Source organism: Actinomadura napierensis (genome assembly GCF_039529375.1).
GTDB lineage: Bacteria > Actinomycetota > Actinomycetes > Streptosporangiales > Streptosporangiaceae > Spirillospora > Spirillospora napierensis.
The window spans coordinates 1-15,070 of record NZ_BAAAMR010000014.1; the positions used below are offsets into that span (position 1 = coordinate 1).

The 15,070-nt window shown below is 74.6% G+C and carries 14 protein-coding genes; 11 read left to right on the forward strand and 3 right to left on the reverse strand.

Annotated features, from left to right (window positions below):
* From ABD296_RS10525 to ABD296_RS10545, 5 genes are all read left to right on the forward strand, one after another.
* Positions 1-580 (forward strand): PP2C family protein-serine/threonine phosphatase (locus ABD296_RS10525; protein ID WP_407061466.1); only part of this gene is annotated, 580 nt, incomplete at its 5' end.
* Positions 577-1,956 carry a VWA domain-containing protein gene (locus tag ABD296_RS10530; protein ID WP_344264172.1) on the forward strand — a complete coding sequence of 460 codons (1,380 nt, stop codon included), beginning with the start codon at positions 577-579 and terminating at the stop codon, positions 1,954-1,956. The genes ABD296_RS10525 and ABD296_RS10530, both read left to right, overlap by 4 nt.
* A gap of 5 nt (positions 1,957-1,961) precedes the next feature.
* Positions 1,962-2,711: an FHA domain-containing protein gene (locus tag ABD296_RS10535; RefSeq protein WP_344264175.1), complete on the forward strand. Its 750-nt coding sequence runs from the start codon at positions 1,962-1,964 to the stop codon at positions 2,709-2,711.
* Entirely contained in the window at positions 2,708-4,231 is a 1,524-nt protein-coding gene (locus ABD296_RS10540; protein ID WP_344264178.1) for a hypothetical protein, read from the forward strand. Before ABD296_RS10535 ends, ABD296_RS10540 begins: the two co-directional genes overlap by 4 nt.
* Positions 4,232-4,250: 19 nt before the next feature.
* On the forward strand, positions 4,251-5,108 hold the full coding sequence (locus tag ABD296_RS10545) for a glutamate ABC transporter substrate-binding protein (protein WP_344264181.1): 858 nt from the start codon (positions 4,251-4,253) through the stop codon (positions 5,106-5,108).
* A 4-nt stretch (positions 5,109-5,112) separates the two neighbouring features.
* Here the strand turns inward: ABD296_RS10545 and ABD296_RS10550 are convergent, their stop codons facing one another.
* On the reverse strand, positions 5,113-5,463 hold the full coding sequence (locus tag ABD296_RS10550; protein ID WP_344264184.1) for an STAS domain-containing protein: 351 nt from the start codon (positions 5,461-5,463) through the stop codon (positions 5,113-5,115).
* Positions 5,464-5,902: 439 nt separating this feature from the next.
* On the opposite strand from ABD296_RS10550, the gene ABD296_RS10555 reads away from it, so the two are divergent.
* Positions 5,903-6,580 carry a lysophospholipid acyltransferase family protein gene (locus tag ABD296_RS10555; RefSeq protein WP_344264187.1) on the forward strand — a complete coding sequence of 226 codons (678 nt, stop codon included), beginning with the start codon at positions 5,903-5,905 and terminating at the stop codon, positions 6,578-6,580.
* Between the two features lie 20 nt (positions 6,581-6,600).
* Here the strand turns inward: ABD296_RS10555 and ABD296_RS10560 are convergent, their stop codons facing one another.
* Both ABD296_RS10560 and ABD296_RS10565 read right to left on the reverse strand, forming a co-directional pair.
* Entirely contained in the window at positions 6,601-7,164 is a 564-nt protein-coding gene (locus ABD296_RS10560; RefSeq protein ID WP_344264190.1) for a hypothetical protein, read from the reverse strand.
* A 120-nt stretch (positions 7,165-7,284) separates the two neighbouring features.
* A complete protein-coding gene (locus tag ABD296_RS10565; protein ID WP_344264193.1) occupies positions 7,285-8,337 on the reverse strand; it encodes a DUF4267 domain-containing protein in 1,053 nt (350 codons plus the stop codon).
* A 47-nt stretch (positions 8,338-8,384) separates the two neighbouring features.
* Between ABD296_RS10565 and ABD296_RS10570 the strand changes: the two genes are divergently transcribed.
* From ABD296_RS10570 to ABD296_RS10590, 5 genes are all read left to right on the forward strand, one after another.
* Positions 8,385-11,642, forward strand: coding sequence for a BTAD domain-containing putative transcriptional regulator (locus ABD296_RS10570; protein WP_344264196.1), 3,258 nt, complete (start codon positions 8,385-8,387; stop codon positions 11,640-11,642).
* Between the two features lie 84 nt (positions 11,643-11,726).
* Positions 11,727-12,425: a hypothetical protein gene (locus ABD296_RS10575; RefSeq protein WP_344264199.1), complete on the forward strand. Its 699-nt coding sequence runs from the start codon at positions 11,727-11,729 to the stop codon at positions 12,423-12,425.
* 133 nt (positions 12,426-12,558) lie between these two features.
* Positions 12,559-12,741, forward strand: a complete 183-nt coding sequence (locus tag ABD296_RS10580; RefSeq protein WP_344264202.1) for a hypothetical protein — start codon at positions 12,559-12,561, stop codon at positions 12,739-12,741.
* Positions 12,742-12,851: 110 nt separating this feature from the next.
* Positions 12,852-14,204, forward strand: coding sequence for a flotillin family protein (locus ABD296_RS10585; RefSeq protein ID WP_344264205.1), 1,353 nt, complete (start codon positions 12,852-12,854; stop codon positions 14,202-14,204).
* A 135-nt stretch (positions 14,205-14,339) separates the two neighbouring features.
* Positions 14,340-15,062 (forward strand): NUDIX hydrolase, encoded by a 723-nt coding sequence (locus ABD296_RS10590; RefSeq protein WP_344264208.1) that lies wholly within the window; start codon positions 14,340-14,342, stop codon positions 15,060-15,062.
* Positions 15,063-15,070 lie beyond the last annotated feature (8 nt).

Genomic DNA, 15,070 nt, shown 5'->3' on the forward strand with positions numbered 1-15,070 from the left:
CGAGCGTGCGGGCCGCGCCGTCGCGGCGCTCGCGGACGGCGCGCGGGACGGGTCCGGCCCGGCGTGCACGTTCGTCTCGGCGGTCGTCGCCGCGGACCGGGTCACGGTCGGCTGGCTGGGCGACAGCCGCGCCTACTGGCTGTCGGCGGCCGGGTCGTTCCCGCTGACCCGGGACGACTCGTGGGCGGTGCGGGCGGTGGCGCGCGGCGAGCTGAGCGCGGAGGCGGCGTCGGCGGACCGCCGCGCGCACATGCTGACGGCGTGGATGGGCGCGGAGGCGGGCGCGTTCGACCCGCATCTGGCCTCGTTCGAGCCGTCCGGCCCGGGGCTGGTGATGATCTGCAGCGACGGGCTGTGGAACGGCGTGCCGGACGCGGCGGCGCTGGCGTCCCTCGCGCTGGCCGGCCCCGGAACGGGCGGGCCGGAGGCGGCGGGCGGGCCGGAGGCAGGGGGCGGGCCGATGGGGGCGGCGCGGCGGCTGCTGGGGGCGGCGCTGGACGCGGGGGGACACGACAACGTCACGGTGGTGGTCATCGAGTTCCCGCCGCCCGAGCCGACGACGAGGGAGCCCGGCAGATGAGCGAACGTCCCGAGTTCACGATCCGCGTGGACCAGAACCCCTACCTCCCGGCGGGCGGGCGGGAGATGCACGCCATCGTCACCGTCGAGGCGCGCTCCGCCGGCGCGGACACGGACACCGACGCGGGGCCGGGCATCGGCTCGGACGCCGCGGAGGTCATCATCATCGACACGTCCGGGTCGATGTCCTACGGCGGCAAGATGGCCGCCGCCCGGCGCGCGGCGAAGGCGGCGGTCGGGGTGCTGCGGGACGGCGTGCGGTTCGCGGTCGTCGCGGGCGCGAACCGGCCCCGGATGATCTACCCGCAGGGGGAGCGGCTGGTCGAGGCGAGCGCGTCCACGCGGCGCAGCGCGGCCAACGCGGTCGCGCGGCTCGACGCGGCGGGCGGCACCGCGATCGGCTCGTGGCTGCGGCTGGCGAACCGGCTGTTCGAGGGCCGGGACGGCGCCGTCAGGCACGCGATCCTGCTCACCGACGGCAAGAACCAGCACGAGAGCGACGAGGAGCTGGACGCGGCGCTGCGGGTGTGCTCGGGCCGCTTCCTGTGCGACGCGCGCGGCGTCGGCACCGACTGGGAGGTCGCCGAGCTCCGCAAGATCACCTCGGCGCTGCTCGGCGGGTTCCTGGACGTCCCCGACCCCAAGGACCTGGAGGCCGACTTCCTGGCGATGACGCGGGCGGCGATGAGCAAGCAGGTCGCGGACGTGGCGCTGCGCGTGTGGACGCCGCAGCAGGCCGAACTGCGCTTCCTGAAGCAGATGGTCCCGGCCGTGGAGGACCTGACCGGCCGGCGGGCCGAGTCCGGGGCGCAGACCGTCGACTACCCGCTCGGCGCGTGGGGCAGCGAGAACCGCGAGTACCACCTGTGCGTGGAGGTCGAGCCGGGCGATGTCGGGCGGCAGATGCGGGCCGCGTGGGTGAAGCTGATCGCCCCGGGCGCGGAGGGCGAGGCCGAGCGGGAGCTGGCGTCCGGGAACGTCCTGGCCGAGTGGACCGACGACGAGGCCAGGTCGACGCGGATCAACGGGCGCGTCGCGCACCACACCGGCCAGTCCGAGCTCGCCGACGCCATCCAGGAGGGGCTGGAGGCCCGGCGCGAGGGCGACGAGGACACCGCGACCGCCCGGCTCGGCCGCGCCGTGGTGCTCGCCCGGGAGGTCGGCAACGAGCAGATCGCCGGGCTGCTGGACAAGGTGGTGGACGTCATCGACCCCGCGACCGGGACCGTCCGGCTGAAGGCGGACGTCGCCAAGGCCGACGAGATGTCGCTCGACACCCGCTCGGTGCGGACCGTCCGGACCCGCAAGGACGACCTCCCGCCGCACGTGCCCCCGCCCGTGCCACCGGGCACGCCGCCGGACGAGGCCGGGAGCTGAGGCCCATGCCGGTATGCCCGAGCGGCCACGTGTCCACGGCCGACGACTACTGCGACGTGTGCGGCGACCTCATGGAGGGCGTGCCGCGCGCCGAGTTCACCATGGTCGAACGCGGCGGCGGGCCGATCGTCGAGGCCGCGGCGCGCGACCGCGCGGCCGCCGCGCCGCCGCCGGAGGAGGAGGCCGAGGCCGAGACCTGCCCGGACTGCGATCTGCCCCGCAGCGGGCGGTTCTGCGAGAACTGCGGCTACGACTTCGCGACCGGCTCCGCCCACGCGCACGCGGAACCCGAGCCCGAAGGCCCCGAGCCGCCGGAGTCGCCCGAGCAGCCCGCGGCGTCCGGCTGGTCCGCCGTGATCGCCGCCGACCGCGGCTACTACGACTCGGTGATCGCGCAGGAGGGCCCCGACTCGGCGTCGCTGGAGTTCCCGCCGTACTGCCCCGAGCGCCGCGTCCCGCTGCGCGGCGCGCAGGTCAGGATCGGCCGGTTCAGCGCGTCCCGCGCGATCGCCCCGGAGATCGACCTCAGCGGCCCGCCGGAGGACCCCGGCGTCTCGCACCTGCACGCGGTCCTGCTCGCCCGGCCGGACGGCGGCTGGACGCTCGTCGACCCCGGCTCCACCAACGGCACGACGGTGAACGGCGGCACCGAGCCGATCGCGGTGAACGTGCCGGTGCCCGTCGGCGACGGCGACCGCGTCCACGTCGGCGCCTGGACGACCATCACGCTGTCCCTTCAGGAGGGCCCGCCATGACGATGACGACCGCGGATCCGGCGACGCCCCCCGAAGCCCCTCCGCCCGAGGCCGCCGAGGCCGCCGCGGCGGTCGCCGCCCCGGCTCGCCGCGGCCGGCTCGCCACGTTCGCGCGGGGCCGCTGGCTGCGGACGATCCCGGGCCGGATCCGCGCGCACGTCGCGCTCGTCCTGGCCGCGCTCGTCGCGCTGCTGGCGCTGCTGACGGTCGCGGTCGGGAACGCGCGCGACTCCGTCCAGACGATCGGGCACGACGCCGGCCCGCAGGTCGTCGCGACCAGCACGCTGTACTTCGCGCTCAGCGACATGGACGCGCAGGTGTCCAACATCCTGCTGATCGGGCGGCAGCACGACCTCGGCATCGGCTACGACCAGACGCTCAAGGTGTACGAGCAGCGCCGCGCGGAGGCGGACGCGGCGGCGGTGCAGGCCGCGCAGCTCGCCGGGCGCGACCCGGCGCTGCGGCAGACCGTCCAGGACGTCCTGGACGGGCTCGGCCGGTACGAGCGGCTCGTCGGGTCGGCGATGCAGCTGAACGACCAGGCCGCCCATCCGGCGGGGGAGCCGCCGAAGCAGGTCGTCGACGCCTACCGGCAGGCCACCGACCTGATGAAGCTGGAGCTGCTGCCGAAGGCGTACAACATCACCCTCGACACCGGCGCGCACGTCCGGCAGGCGTACGAGACGAAGCGATCCGCGGTGCTGGCCGGGCGCGACTGGGTCATCGCCGCCGGGGTGCTCACACTGCTCCTGCTGGTCGCGACGCAGCTGTACCTGGCGCGGACGTTCCGGCGGATGCTGAACCCGGCGCTCGTGCTGGCGACGCTCGGCACCGTCGCGCTCGCCGTCGTCGGCGCGGGACTGCTGTCGGCGCAGGCCGGGCACATCAGGAAGGCGAAGGAGGACGGCTTCGACTCCGTCCTGTCGCTGTCGCGGGCCCGGGCCGTCAGCCACAGCGCGTTCGCCGACCAGAGCCGCTACCTCCTCGACCCCGGCCGCGCCGACACCTACGAGCAGACGTACCTGGACAAGTCGCTCTCGGTGTTCTATCCCGACATCGGGGACAAGCCGCTGAACCTGGAGAACTACTACGCCGGCGTCGGCGGCGAGGTCGGCTCCTACCGGGCGGGATCCGGGCAGAAGGTGCCGTTCCTCGGCTTCTTCGGGGACGAGGCGCAGACCGCGGACCGCGGCCGGGAGGCCGCCGCGCTCCAGAGCACGCTCCGGGCGTACCAGGCCGTCCAGGCCGACGACCAGCGGATGCGCTCCCTCGCCGCGTCGGGGGACCGCAGCGGCGCCATCACGCTGCGGATGGGCCGCCAGAGCGGCGCGATCCACGACTTCGACGCCTACGACGACGCGCTCGGCTCGCTCATCGCCGTGCACCAGGGCGCCTTCACCAAGGCGATCAAGGACGCCGACGGCGGGCTGCGCGGCTGGAAGGCAGTCCCGCCGGCCGTGGCCGTCATCGCCCTGCTGATCATCGCGGGGGTCCGTCCCCGGCTGGCCGAGTTCCGCTGACCGGAGGAGACGACGACCCATGCGCGCCCCCCGAACCCGTTCCATCCGCGTCCGTTCCATCAGGGGCGCCGCCCTCGCCTGCACCGTCCTGTCCGCCGCCGGGCTGTTGTCGGCGTGCGGGCTCGGCGGCGCCGACAAGCCGACCATCGCCCACAAGCACTCGCTGACGATCGGGGTGAAGGCCGACCAGCCGAGCCTCGGCGTGAAGACCAAGAACGGGACGTACGAGGGCTTCGACGTCGACGTCGCCACCTACATCGCCGCGCGGCTCGGCGTGCCGAAGGACCGGATCACCTGGCGCACGACGAACTCCTCGGTCCGCGAGAAGGCCCTCGCCGACGGCACCGTCGACATGATCGTCGCGACGTACTCGATCACCGCCAAGCGCAAGCGGACCGTCACCTTCGCCGGCCCCTACTACGTCGCGCACCAGGACACCCTGGTCGCGCCCGGCGACGCCGCGGTCCGCGACGTCCGGGACCTGAAGGGCCGCAAGATCTGCGCGGTGACCGGGTCGAACTCCTGGCGGCGGGTGATCGAGGAGCGCAAGACCGCCGCGGTGCCGGTGCAGGCGCCGACCTACGGGGCCTGCATGGACGACCTGGCCGCCGGAAGGCTGGACGCGGTGTCCACCGACGACCTCATCCTCGCCGGGTTCGCCGCCGGCCACCCCGGCAAGATCATCAACGCGCCGTTCACGGACGAGAAGTACGGCGTCGGGCTGAAGAAGGGCGACCTGGAGGGCTGCGAGCAGGTCAACCGGGCGATCACCGCGATGTACCAGGACGGCACGGCCGCGCGGCTGCTGCGCAAGTGGTTCGGCGAGTCCGGCCTGAAGCTCACCACGAGCGTGCCGCAGTTCGAGGGCTGCAGCTGACGCGTCAGGACGTGGCGGACGGCAGTGCGCCGATCGCCTCCCGCAGCGTGTCGTAGATCGGGACGAACTTGTCGATCCCGGTGATGCGGAACACGCGCTGCACCCGCGGCGGCAGCGCGACCAGCGACACGGTCGTGCCGTGCTCCCCGGCGCGCCGGTTCGCCGCGACGATCGCGTTCAGCCCGGTCGAGTCGCAGAACGTGACCTGCCGCATGTCGACGACCAGGGGTTCGCCGGAGTCCACCACCTCGAAGAGGGCCTCCTCGAAACGCGCGCGGGAGACCACGTCGATGTCACCCTGCACCCGGACGAGGGTGCAGCGTTCGTCCTTCATCAGGCTGATGTCGAAGTCCATGGCCACCTCTCGCCCCGCTCCCACGGGCACCAGGCCCGACTCAGGCGACTCCTCAGGATTGCGCACCCGTGCCCGCAATCCAAGCACTTCCCGGGATAAGGTCCGGGTCGCCCTCCCCCGTCCCGGACCGTAACACCCGTACCCGGCCCGGCGGGGGCCGGAGCCCCATCTCCCGCCGGCCGCGCCGCGCGCCGGTGCCCCCGAATAACTTACCGCAGAGAAACCTACTGTGCGGTAAGAAATGGTTTCACGATTGCCGCACCACCCCAATGTGACCGAAGTCCCACCCTCGGATCAAGTCCCCCAATAGCCCGACGGCACCCACCGTGACCAGCGATTGAACCATTCCTTACCTCCGGGACGGCAAGAAAAGCAGGTGCTGACCGGGGCACGGATCGGGACAGAGGTTACAGTGGCGGTGCGAAATACAGGAGGCTGGGTGTTCTACACGTTCATGACGCGAGTGGTGCGTCCGATCCTCTGGCTGCTTTTCCGCCCGCGGGTGGTCGGCGGCGAGAACGTGCCCAGCTACGGGCCGCTCATCGTGGCCAGCAACCACCTGTCGTTCATCGACAGCTTCATCATCCCCCTCGCCGTCCCGCGCCCGGTGACCTACATCGCCAAGGCCGACTACTTCACCGGCGGCGGCCTCAGGCGGGGCTTCGTCCGCTGGTTCCTCACCAACCTCGGCCACGTCCCGGTCAAGCGCGGCGCCCGCCGCGCCGCGATGGGCGCCCTCGAACAGGCCGCCGAGGTCCTCGACAACAGCGGCGCGTTCGCGATCTACCCCGAGGGCACCCGCTCGCCCGACGGCCGCCTCTACCGGGGCCGCACCGGCGTCGGCTGGCTCGTCCTCGCCACCGGCGCCCGCGTCCTGCCCGTCGCGCTGGAGGGCACCGAGAAGATCCAGCCGATCGGCACGTCCCGGCCCCGCGTCTTCGGCCCGCGGCCCACCGTCCGCATCGGCCCGCCGATCGACTTCTCCCACTACGGCGACCTCCCGCCCGCCAAGGCCCGCCGCGCCATCACCGACGAGATCGTCGAGACCATCCAGAAGATGTCGGGCCAGGAGTACGCCCCCATCTACAACGAACGAGCCAACGAAGAAGAGCAGTAGCTCGCTCTGCTCGGTCGGGGTCAGCCGCCGAGGTTGGGGGTCTTCTCCTTGATGTCGGCGCCCGCCTGGTTCTTGGCGTCGGACTTCAGGCCGTCGACCGCCGAGCCCACCGAGCCGATGTCCGACGGGTTCAGCTGCCCCGACTTGAACTTGCCGGCCAGCGAGCTGAACATCCCGGAGACCTTCTCCGCCGGGACCTTCAGCGCCTTGCACAGCTTCGGGTCGGCGCCGATGAGCTTGCGGGCCGCGTTCAGCCGGTTGGCGGCGAACAGCCCCGCCGCGGCGGCCTTCGCGAACGCCTTCGTCCGGCCGTTCGCGCCCTGCTTGAAGCTGCCCGCCTGGTAGGGCTTCCAGATGTAGCGGTGGAAGGCGCCGAACGCGAGGCCGGCGTCCGCAGCGAACCGCGTCTTGGCGAAGTGCTTGGTCGTCTCGGTCGGGCAGGACGACGGCGACGCGGCCGGCGAGGTCGCGGCGGCGCCCCTGCCCGCGGCGACGTTGTCGGCGCTCTTGTCGCCGCCGCCGCACCCGGACGCGGCGACCAGCGTCAGCAGCAGGACGGGCAGCACCAAAACTCTGCGGAACATTCTGTCTCTTCCCCCGGGTGTGCTCATGCGCCCGGTCCCGGACGCCACCCCGTGCCCTACCCAATGATCGCGGACAGTCACCGGGCGAACGCGGGTCGTGGCGTCCGGGCCGCCTGCCGGTCAGCGGCGGCGGGCGGCGCGCAGGAGCAGCAGGCCCGACGCGAGCACCGCCGCGGCGGTGGCGCCGTGGACGCCGAACGCGGTCGCCTTGGAGCCGTGGTGGGCGAGGACCGTCAGCATGTCGCCGGCCGCGATCGTCGAGAACGCGAGCATCACCAGGCCGAGCGCCTCGCGCTTCCCGCGGGCCAGCAGCGTGAGGACGGCGAGGCCGGTGCCGAGGTCCCGGACGCCCTTGATGTTCAGCCAGGCGGCGGCGTCGCCGGACGGCACGGACGGCAGCCCGAAGCCCTGCGCGGTGCCGGTCGGGTCGAGGATGTACGAGAGCCCGACGTAGCCGATGCCGACGCCGGTGAGCAGGGCGATGCCGGCGCCGGTGCGGGACGTGCGGACGTCCTCGCGGAGGCGCCGCATCCGGGCGGCGTGGTGGCGTTGGCCGTAGAGCCGCCAGAACGCGCGGGCCGGGGCGGGCAGCCCGGCTAGGAACTCGGCGCGCTCGTCCGGCGTCGCGTCCTCCAGGACGACGCCGAGGAGTGTGAGGATCTTCGTCTTGGGGGTGTGCTCGGCGAAGTGGTCGCCCTGGGCGTTCCACTCGGCCTCGGTGAGGTGGCGCTCGGCGAGCGGCAGCAGGTGCGCCTCCTCGTCGTCCAGGTGCTCGACCAGGAGGGCGCGGTGCTCGGCGAGGGCGGCGACCAGGGCGTCGCGGCCGGCCGCGTCCGCCGACCGCGCCCAGGGTCCGGCGAGGTCGTTCAGGCGGGTGATGGTCGCGGCGACCTTCTCGTGCTGGGCCTCCATCCGGATCACGATGTCGGCGTCCAGGTCCACCCGCGACAGCAGCAGCGGCCAGATCAGCTCGTCCTCGCCGTGGTGGTGGTTGTGCAGGCCGAGCAGGTAGTCGGAGAGGTGCGCGGTCAGCGCGCGGGCGCGGCGGCGGTCGCCGGGGCGGGTCGCGCCGATCAGCTCGGCGAGCAGGCGCGACTCGCGGCGCATGCCGCGGTGGATGACGACCATGGAGTGGGTGAAGGACCGGGCGGTGTGGACGGTGTCGGTGCTCATGCCGGCAACGCTGCCCGGACCGTCTTGGAACCGGCTTGGAGCGTGGCTTGGAAACCGGCTTGGAGACCGGCTCGCGGGCGGGTGGCTACGATCTGTCCGGGATGGTGCGGATTCAGGTGCTCGGGGCCTTCGAGGCCGAGGTGGCGGGCGTGCGGGCGGCGCTGGGCGGGCCGCGGCAGCGGGCGGTGCTGGCGCTGCTGGTCGCCGCGCGCGGCGAGGTCGTGCCGGTCGACCGCATGATCGAGGACCTGTGGCGCGGCGAGCCCCCGGCGCAGGCCGTCTCGTCCTTGCAGGCCTACGTCTCCAACCTGCGCAAGCTGCTGGAGCCCGGGCGTCCGCCGCGCGCCCCCGCCCAGGTGCTGGTGTCCGCCGCGCCCGGCTACGCGCTGCGCCTGCCCGAGGAGGCCGTGGACGCCTGGCACTTCGCGGCGCTTGCCCGGGATCCCGAGCGGCCGGCGGAGGCCCTGGCCCTGTGGCGCGGCCCGGCGTTCGCCGAGTTCGCCGACGAGGAGTGGGCGCGGGCCGAGATCGGCTACCTGAACGAGCTGCGTCTGGCCGCCCGGGAACGGCACGTCGCCGCCCTGCTGCGCGCGGGCGACGCCGCTGCCGCCGTGCCCGAGGCGGAACTCCTGACCCGCGCCGAGCCGCTCCGCGAGGAGGGCTGGCGGCTGCTGGCGCTCGCGCTGTGGGGGTCGGGGCGCCAGGCGGACGCGCTCGCCGCGCTCCGCGAGGTCCGCGCGACGCTGGCCGGCGAGCTCGGCCTCGACCCGAGCCCCGCCCTGGCCGATCTTGAGGCGGCGATCCTCCAGCAGCGCACCGAAGCGTTCGACCTCCCCGCCCCCGCCCCCATGCCGGTCCCCGAGCCCGCCCCCGGCGGCCCCGCCTTCCTGGGCCGCGACGACGAGCTGGCCGCCCTCACCGGCCTCGCGGCCGAGGGCGGCGTGCGCGTCGCGCTCGTCACCGGCGAAGCCGGACTCGGCAAGACCGCGCTGCTCACCCGGCTCGCCGGCGTCCTGGAGCAGCAGGGCCGCCTGGTCGTGACGGGCCGCTGCCCGGAGAGCGAGAGCGCACCCCCCGCATGGGCGTGGACGGAGGCCCTCACCGCGCTCGACCGGCACGTCCCGGCGCCCGCCGAGGCGGCTCCGCTGCTGCGGGACGCGTCCGCCGGCGAGCCCCGCGACACCACTGCCGGCCGCTTCCGCCTCCACCGGGCCGTTTGGGCCTGGCTGAACGACGCGGCCCGGCGGCGCCCGCTGGCGGTCATGCTCGACGACCTGCACTGGGCCGACGCCGAGACCCTCGCCCTGCTGGCCGCCCTCTCCGGCGACGCGCCGCTGCTCGTGGTCGCCGCGTTCCGCGCCGACGAGGCCGGCACGCGCCTCACCGAGACCCTCGCGGTGCTGGCCCGCCGGTCGCCGCTGCGGCTGCCCCTGAGCGGGCTGGCGGAGCCGGCGGTCGCCCGGCTGATCGCCGCCGAATGCGCCGGCGGCGTGGACGCGGCGACGGTCTCCGCCCTCGCCGAGCGCACCGGCGGCAACCCCTTCTACGTGCGGGAGAGCGCGCGGCTGCTCAGCAGCGAGGGCGCGCTCGTGGCGACCTCGGAGGTCCCCGAGGGCGTGCGGGACGTGCTGCGCCGCCGGCTCGCCCGGCTGCCCGAACCCGCCGTCGCGGTCCTGCGGCTGGCCGCGCTCGCCGGCCGCGAGGCCGACGTGGACGCGCTCGTCCTGGCCGCCGACGCCGGCGAGGACGCGGTGCTGGACGCGCTCGACGCCGGGCTCGTCGCGGGCCTGCTCACCGAGCGGGCCCCGGGCCGTGTCCGGTTCGCGCACGCGCTCGTCCGGGACACGATGGTCGCCGACCTCAGCGCGCTGCGCCGCACCCGCATGCACGCCCGGCTCGGCGCCGCCCTGGAGCGGCTGGCCTCCGACGACGCGCCGGCGCTGGCGTACCACTTCCACCGCGCCGCGTCCGCCGCGACCGCCGCCAAGGCCGTCGAGTACGCCGTCCGGGCCGCCGACCTCGCGGAACGCCGGTACGCGCACGAGACGGCCGTCGAGCTGCTCACCCAGGCGCTGGAGTCGTTCGAGCGGCTGCCGGGCCGGGCCGCCGCGGACCGCGTCGACCTGCTGGGCCGCCTGCTGCGCGCCCAAGCGCGCGCGGGCGCCGTCCAGGACGCCCGCGCCACCCGCCGCCGCGCCGTCGACCTCGCCGAGGAGGCCGGGAACGACGACCTGCTGCTGGCGGCGTTCACCGCGTGGACGGAGCCGGCCCCCTGGCAGCTGCGCCCGTACGGGGCCGTCGACGGGCACCTGGTCGGCCTGCTGTCCCGGCTCCTGGAACGCGACGGCCTCGCACCGGACGTGCGGTGCCGCCTCCTGGACGCCTACGCCGCCGAGCTGACCGGCACCGGGGACGCGCGGGCGCGGGCCGCCGCCGAGGAGGCCGTCGAGATCGCGCGGAGCCTGGGCGACCCGAAGCTGCGCGTGCTGACGCTGTTCACGCTCTGCCGCGAGCACGACGACCGCCGGACCGGCGGCCTGGCGGCGCTCGCCCGCGAGCTCCGCGCCCTCGGCACCGAGCACGACATGCCCGCGGCGCTGTGGTCGGGCACGTTCAACCTCGCCGCCGCCGCCGTGTGGGAGGAGCGCCCGGCCGAGGTGCGCGCCCGCATCGCCGAGGCGGCGGACCTGGCCCGCCGCTACCGGATGCCCGAGGCGAGCGTCGTCTGCGAGGTCGCCGAGGCCGCGCTCGCCCTCACCGAAGGCCGGCTGGACGACGCGGAGCGCCACTACGCCGCCGCGACCCGGGCCATGGCGGACCAGGGGTCGCTGCACACCGCCGGGTTCGCGCTGATCGCGCGCGCGGCGCTGGCGGTGTCGCGCGGCACCCTGGCCGGGTTCGCCGACGAGGCCGGGAACCTCGCGCCCGAGATGTCGCCGCTGACGGCCGACGTCCTCGCCGCCGCGCACGCCGCCGCCGGACGGTTCGGCGAGGCGCGCCGCCTCCACGCGTCCGCCCCGCCGATCCAGCCGGACTACTTCTTCACGATGTTCTGCACGTTCCGCGCCATGACCGTGGTCGCGCTGGGCGACGAACGGGGCGCGGCCGAGTTGTACGAGGTGCTGCTGCCACACCGGGACGGCCCGCCTGCCGGGCTGGGCAGCCTGGCGGTCGCCCTCCCGCCGCCCGCCCGCACCCTGGCCGATCTCGCCCGCCTCGTCGGCGCGGACCCGGCCCCGCACGAACGGCGCGCCGCGGAGATCGCGGCCCTGTGGAATGCCCCGCAATGGGCGCCCGCGGGCTGATTCCCGCCCGGATGGGGTGCTCGTGCGGCCCGCACAGCGTGTCGTCCGGGTCGTCGGGCGGGCGTTCCGCCTAGGGTCGCGGGCATGGCGCACAGGCTCCTCCCGATCGCGGTGTTGGCGGCGGTCGCCGCCGCGTCCGCCTGCGGCGGCTCCGGCGGCACGGGCGCCGGACAGGTCCGCGGCACCGCCCGCGCCGCGCCGGCCGGCACGGGCTACACCTCCGACCAGCTCGGCCAGGCGCTGCTCCAGCAGGTCACCGGCTACCGGCGCGGCGAGCCCGACTCCGGCGAGTACGGCTCGCTGAAGGCGCTCCGCAACGCCGCCCAGGTGCGGCAGGAGGCGACGCTCGACAAGCCCGCGTGCGCGGACGCCCAGTCCGGCGGCGGGAAGGTCGCGGCGGACGTGCCCACCGCGCTCGTCACGTTCGCCAAGAGCGACGGCCAGACGGCCACGGAGACGCTGATGGGGGTCGCGGACGCCGACGCCGGGAAGCAGGTCGAGGCGCGCGTCCCCACCGGCTGCCTGACGTTCCGCACCCGCCTCAGCGGCCAGTGGGCCGAGCACGAGGTCTCCGAGGCCCGGCGCGGCGACGTCGGCGACGGCTCGCGGACGGTCGGCGTCGTCACCACCAGCGGCGACCAGCGCACGAACACCTGGTACGTGGTGTTCCAGGGCCGCCACTACCTCGGCACCGTCACCGTCTTCGGGCCGAACGCCACCCGCGCCGAGGCCGAGGGCCTCGCCCGCGCCTCCGTCGCCCAGGCCCGCAAGATCCTCAGCTAGCCGCTTTCACCGGACCCGCGCGGACATCTAGTGTCATGACCGCGGGCGGAAGAGCGGGCCCCCGGGCCCGGCCGCCGAGGGCGAGGACGACGAACACGAGCGGGGGAAGCCCTTGATCGGCAAGGAGGGCCGGGTGACCGGCAGGATCGGCCCCGGGCTGGTCGGCGAGGTCATGATCCCGATCCGCGGCGGTTCCGAGGCGTTCTACGCGCACCCGGTCGACCCGCGCGAGGAGATCACGGTCGGCTCGATCATCGTCGTGGTCGAGTACCACCCGCCGCGGACGGTGTACGTGGCGCACGCGCTCAGTTCGTGAATACTGCCCCGTAAGGGGGCGAACCGATCTCCGGTCCGCTGCGTCTACTGGGAAACGCGGACGGGACCCGCCTTCCCCGGCCGGCCGCCCGCCGAGAGTGAGGAGGCCGCATGCCCGTAGTCGCGGTGGCGATCGCCGTGGTCGTCGCCATCATCGTGCTGATCGTGCTGTTCAAGATGGTCTGGCGGGTCGCCGAGCCGAACGAGGCGCTGATCATCTCCGGCCTGGGCGCCCGGTCCAAGCCGATCGACGGGGTGGAGAGCCTCGGCTTCAAGATCATCACCGGCAAGGGCACGTCGGTGCTGCCGGGCTTCCAGACCTCGCGCCGGCTGCGGCTCGACAGCCGCGCCGCGAACCTCGAGGTGCACTGCGTGACCCAGCAGGGCATCCCGGTGAAGGTCCGCGGCGTCGTGATCTACAAGGTCGGCGACGACTTCGTGTCGATCGCCAACGCGGCCCGCCGCTTCCTGGAGCAGCAGAAGTCGATGGACGGCGCGATCCACGAGCTGTTCACCGGGCACCTGCGCTCGATCATCGGCAACCTGACCGTCGAGGACCTGATCCTCAACCGCGAGCGCCTCACCTCCGAGACCCGCGGCTCGGCCGCCGACGAGATGAGCAAGCTCGGCCTCGTCGTGGACTCGCTGCAGATACAGGAGATCGACGACGAGACCGGGTACATCACCAACCTGGGCCGCCCGCACGCCGCCAAGATCGCCGCGGGAGCGCGCATCGCGGAGGCCGAGCGGGACCAGGAGGCAACCGCGCGCGAGCAGGAGGCGCTGCGGGAGAACGCCGCGGTGATCCGGGACACCGAGATCAAGAAGGCCGAGTACGAGGGCCAGGTGCAGCAGGCCGCCCAGCAGGCCCGGCAGGAGGTCATCCTCAAGGAGACCCGCAACGCCGAGCTGGAGGCCGAGCGGACCGAGAAGCGGCTGGAGAGCGAGATCCGCAAGCCCGCCGACGCGCGCGCGTACGAGCAGGTCAAGCTGGCCGAGGCCGAGCGGGAGGAGCGCATCTCCTACGCGCAGGCCGCCGCGACCGAGGTGCAGCTGAAGGCGCAGCGGGAGGCGGAGGCGACCCGCATCCTCGGTGAGGCGCGGGCGGACGCGATCCGGCGGAAGGGCCTGGCGGAGGCCGAGGCGATCAAGGCGCGCGGTGACGCGCTGGCGCAGAACACCGACGCGGTCATCGCCCAGCAGCTCGCCGAGAAGTGGCCGGAGATCGTCCAGGCCGGCGCGGGCGTGTTCGGCAACGTCGACAACATGGTCGTGCTGAACGGCGCGGAGGGCATCGAGGACATGCTCGCCAAGGCGCTCACGCTCGGCGGCACCGGCCTCGGCGTGGCACGCCAGCTGCTGGCCGGCATGAACGGGCAGAACGGGCAGAACACGGTGAACGGGAACGGACCGGTCCCGCCGGTCCCGCCGGTTCCCGCGCCGTCCGCACCCGACGAGAGCTGACGCGCGAGGCGAGAGACGACGCACGGGACGACGGAGGCCCGGCCGCCGCGGCCGGGCCTCCGGCATGCCCGGGGCGCTCGCGGAGCCCCGTCCGGGACGGGAGTTCCGGGGGCCGCGCCCCAATAGACTCCAGGCATGTCCGTCCCGCGGCTCGCCGTCTCCGTCGATCTGGTCGTGCTCACCGTGCGGGAGCAGCGGCTGTCCGCGCTGCGGTGGCGGCGGGACCGGCCGCCCTACGAGGGCGCGTGGTCGCTGCCCGGCGGCTTCATCCAGCTCGACGAGGACCTGCCGGCCGCCGCGTCCCGGCTGATGGCGGAACGGGCCGGGCTCGCGGACGTCCGCATCCACCTGGAGCAGCTCGCGACCTACGGGTATCCGGACCGCGACCCCCGGCAGCGCGTGGTGAGCGTCGCCTACCTCGGCCTCGCGCCGGACCTGCCCGCCTCCAGCCGCGCGCAGGTGCTGTGGACGGCGGTCGACGACCTGCTCGGCCACGACCGGGCCGCGTTCGACCACCGGCGGATCCTGTGCGACGGGATGGAGCGGGCGCGGGCCAAGCTGGAGTACACCTCGCTCGCCGCCGCGTTCTGCCCGCCCGAGTTCACCGTCGCGGAGCTGCGCCGGGTGTACGAGATCGTCTGGGGGACGGCCCTGGACCCGCGGAACTTCCACCGCAAGGTCACCGGCGCGGACCGGTTCCTGATCCCCACCGACCGGACGACGACGCGCGACGGGGGCCGCCCGGCGCGGCTGTACCGGCGCGGCGACGCCGAGCAGCTGCGGCCGCCGATGCTGCGCCCGCGCGGCTGGCCGCGGGCCCGCGACCGCGTCCCGGAGGGTAAAAGATCGCAGGGTTGACCTGGGGT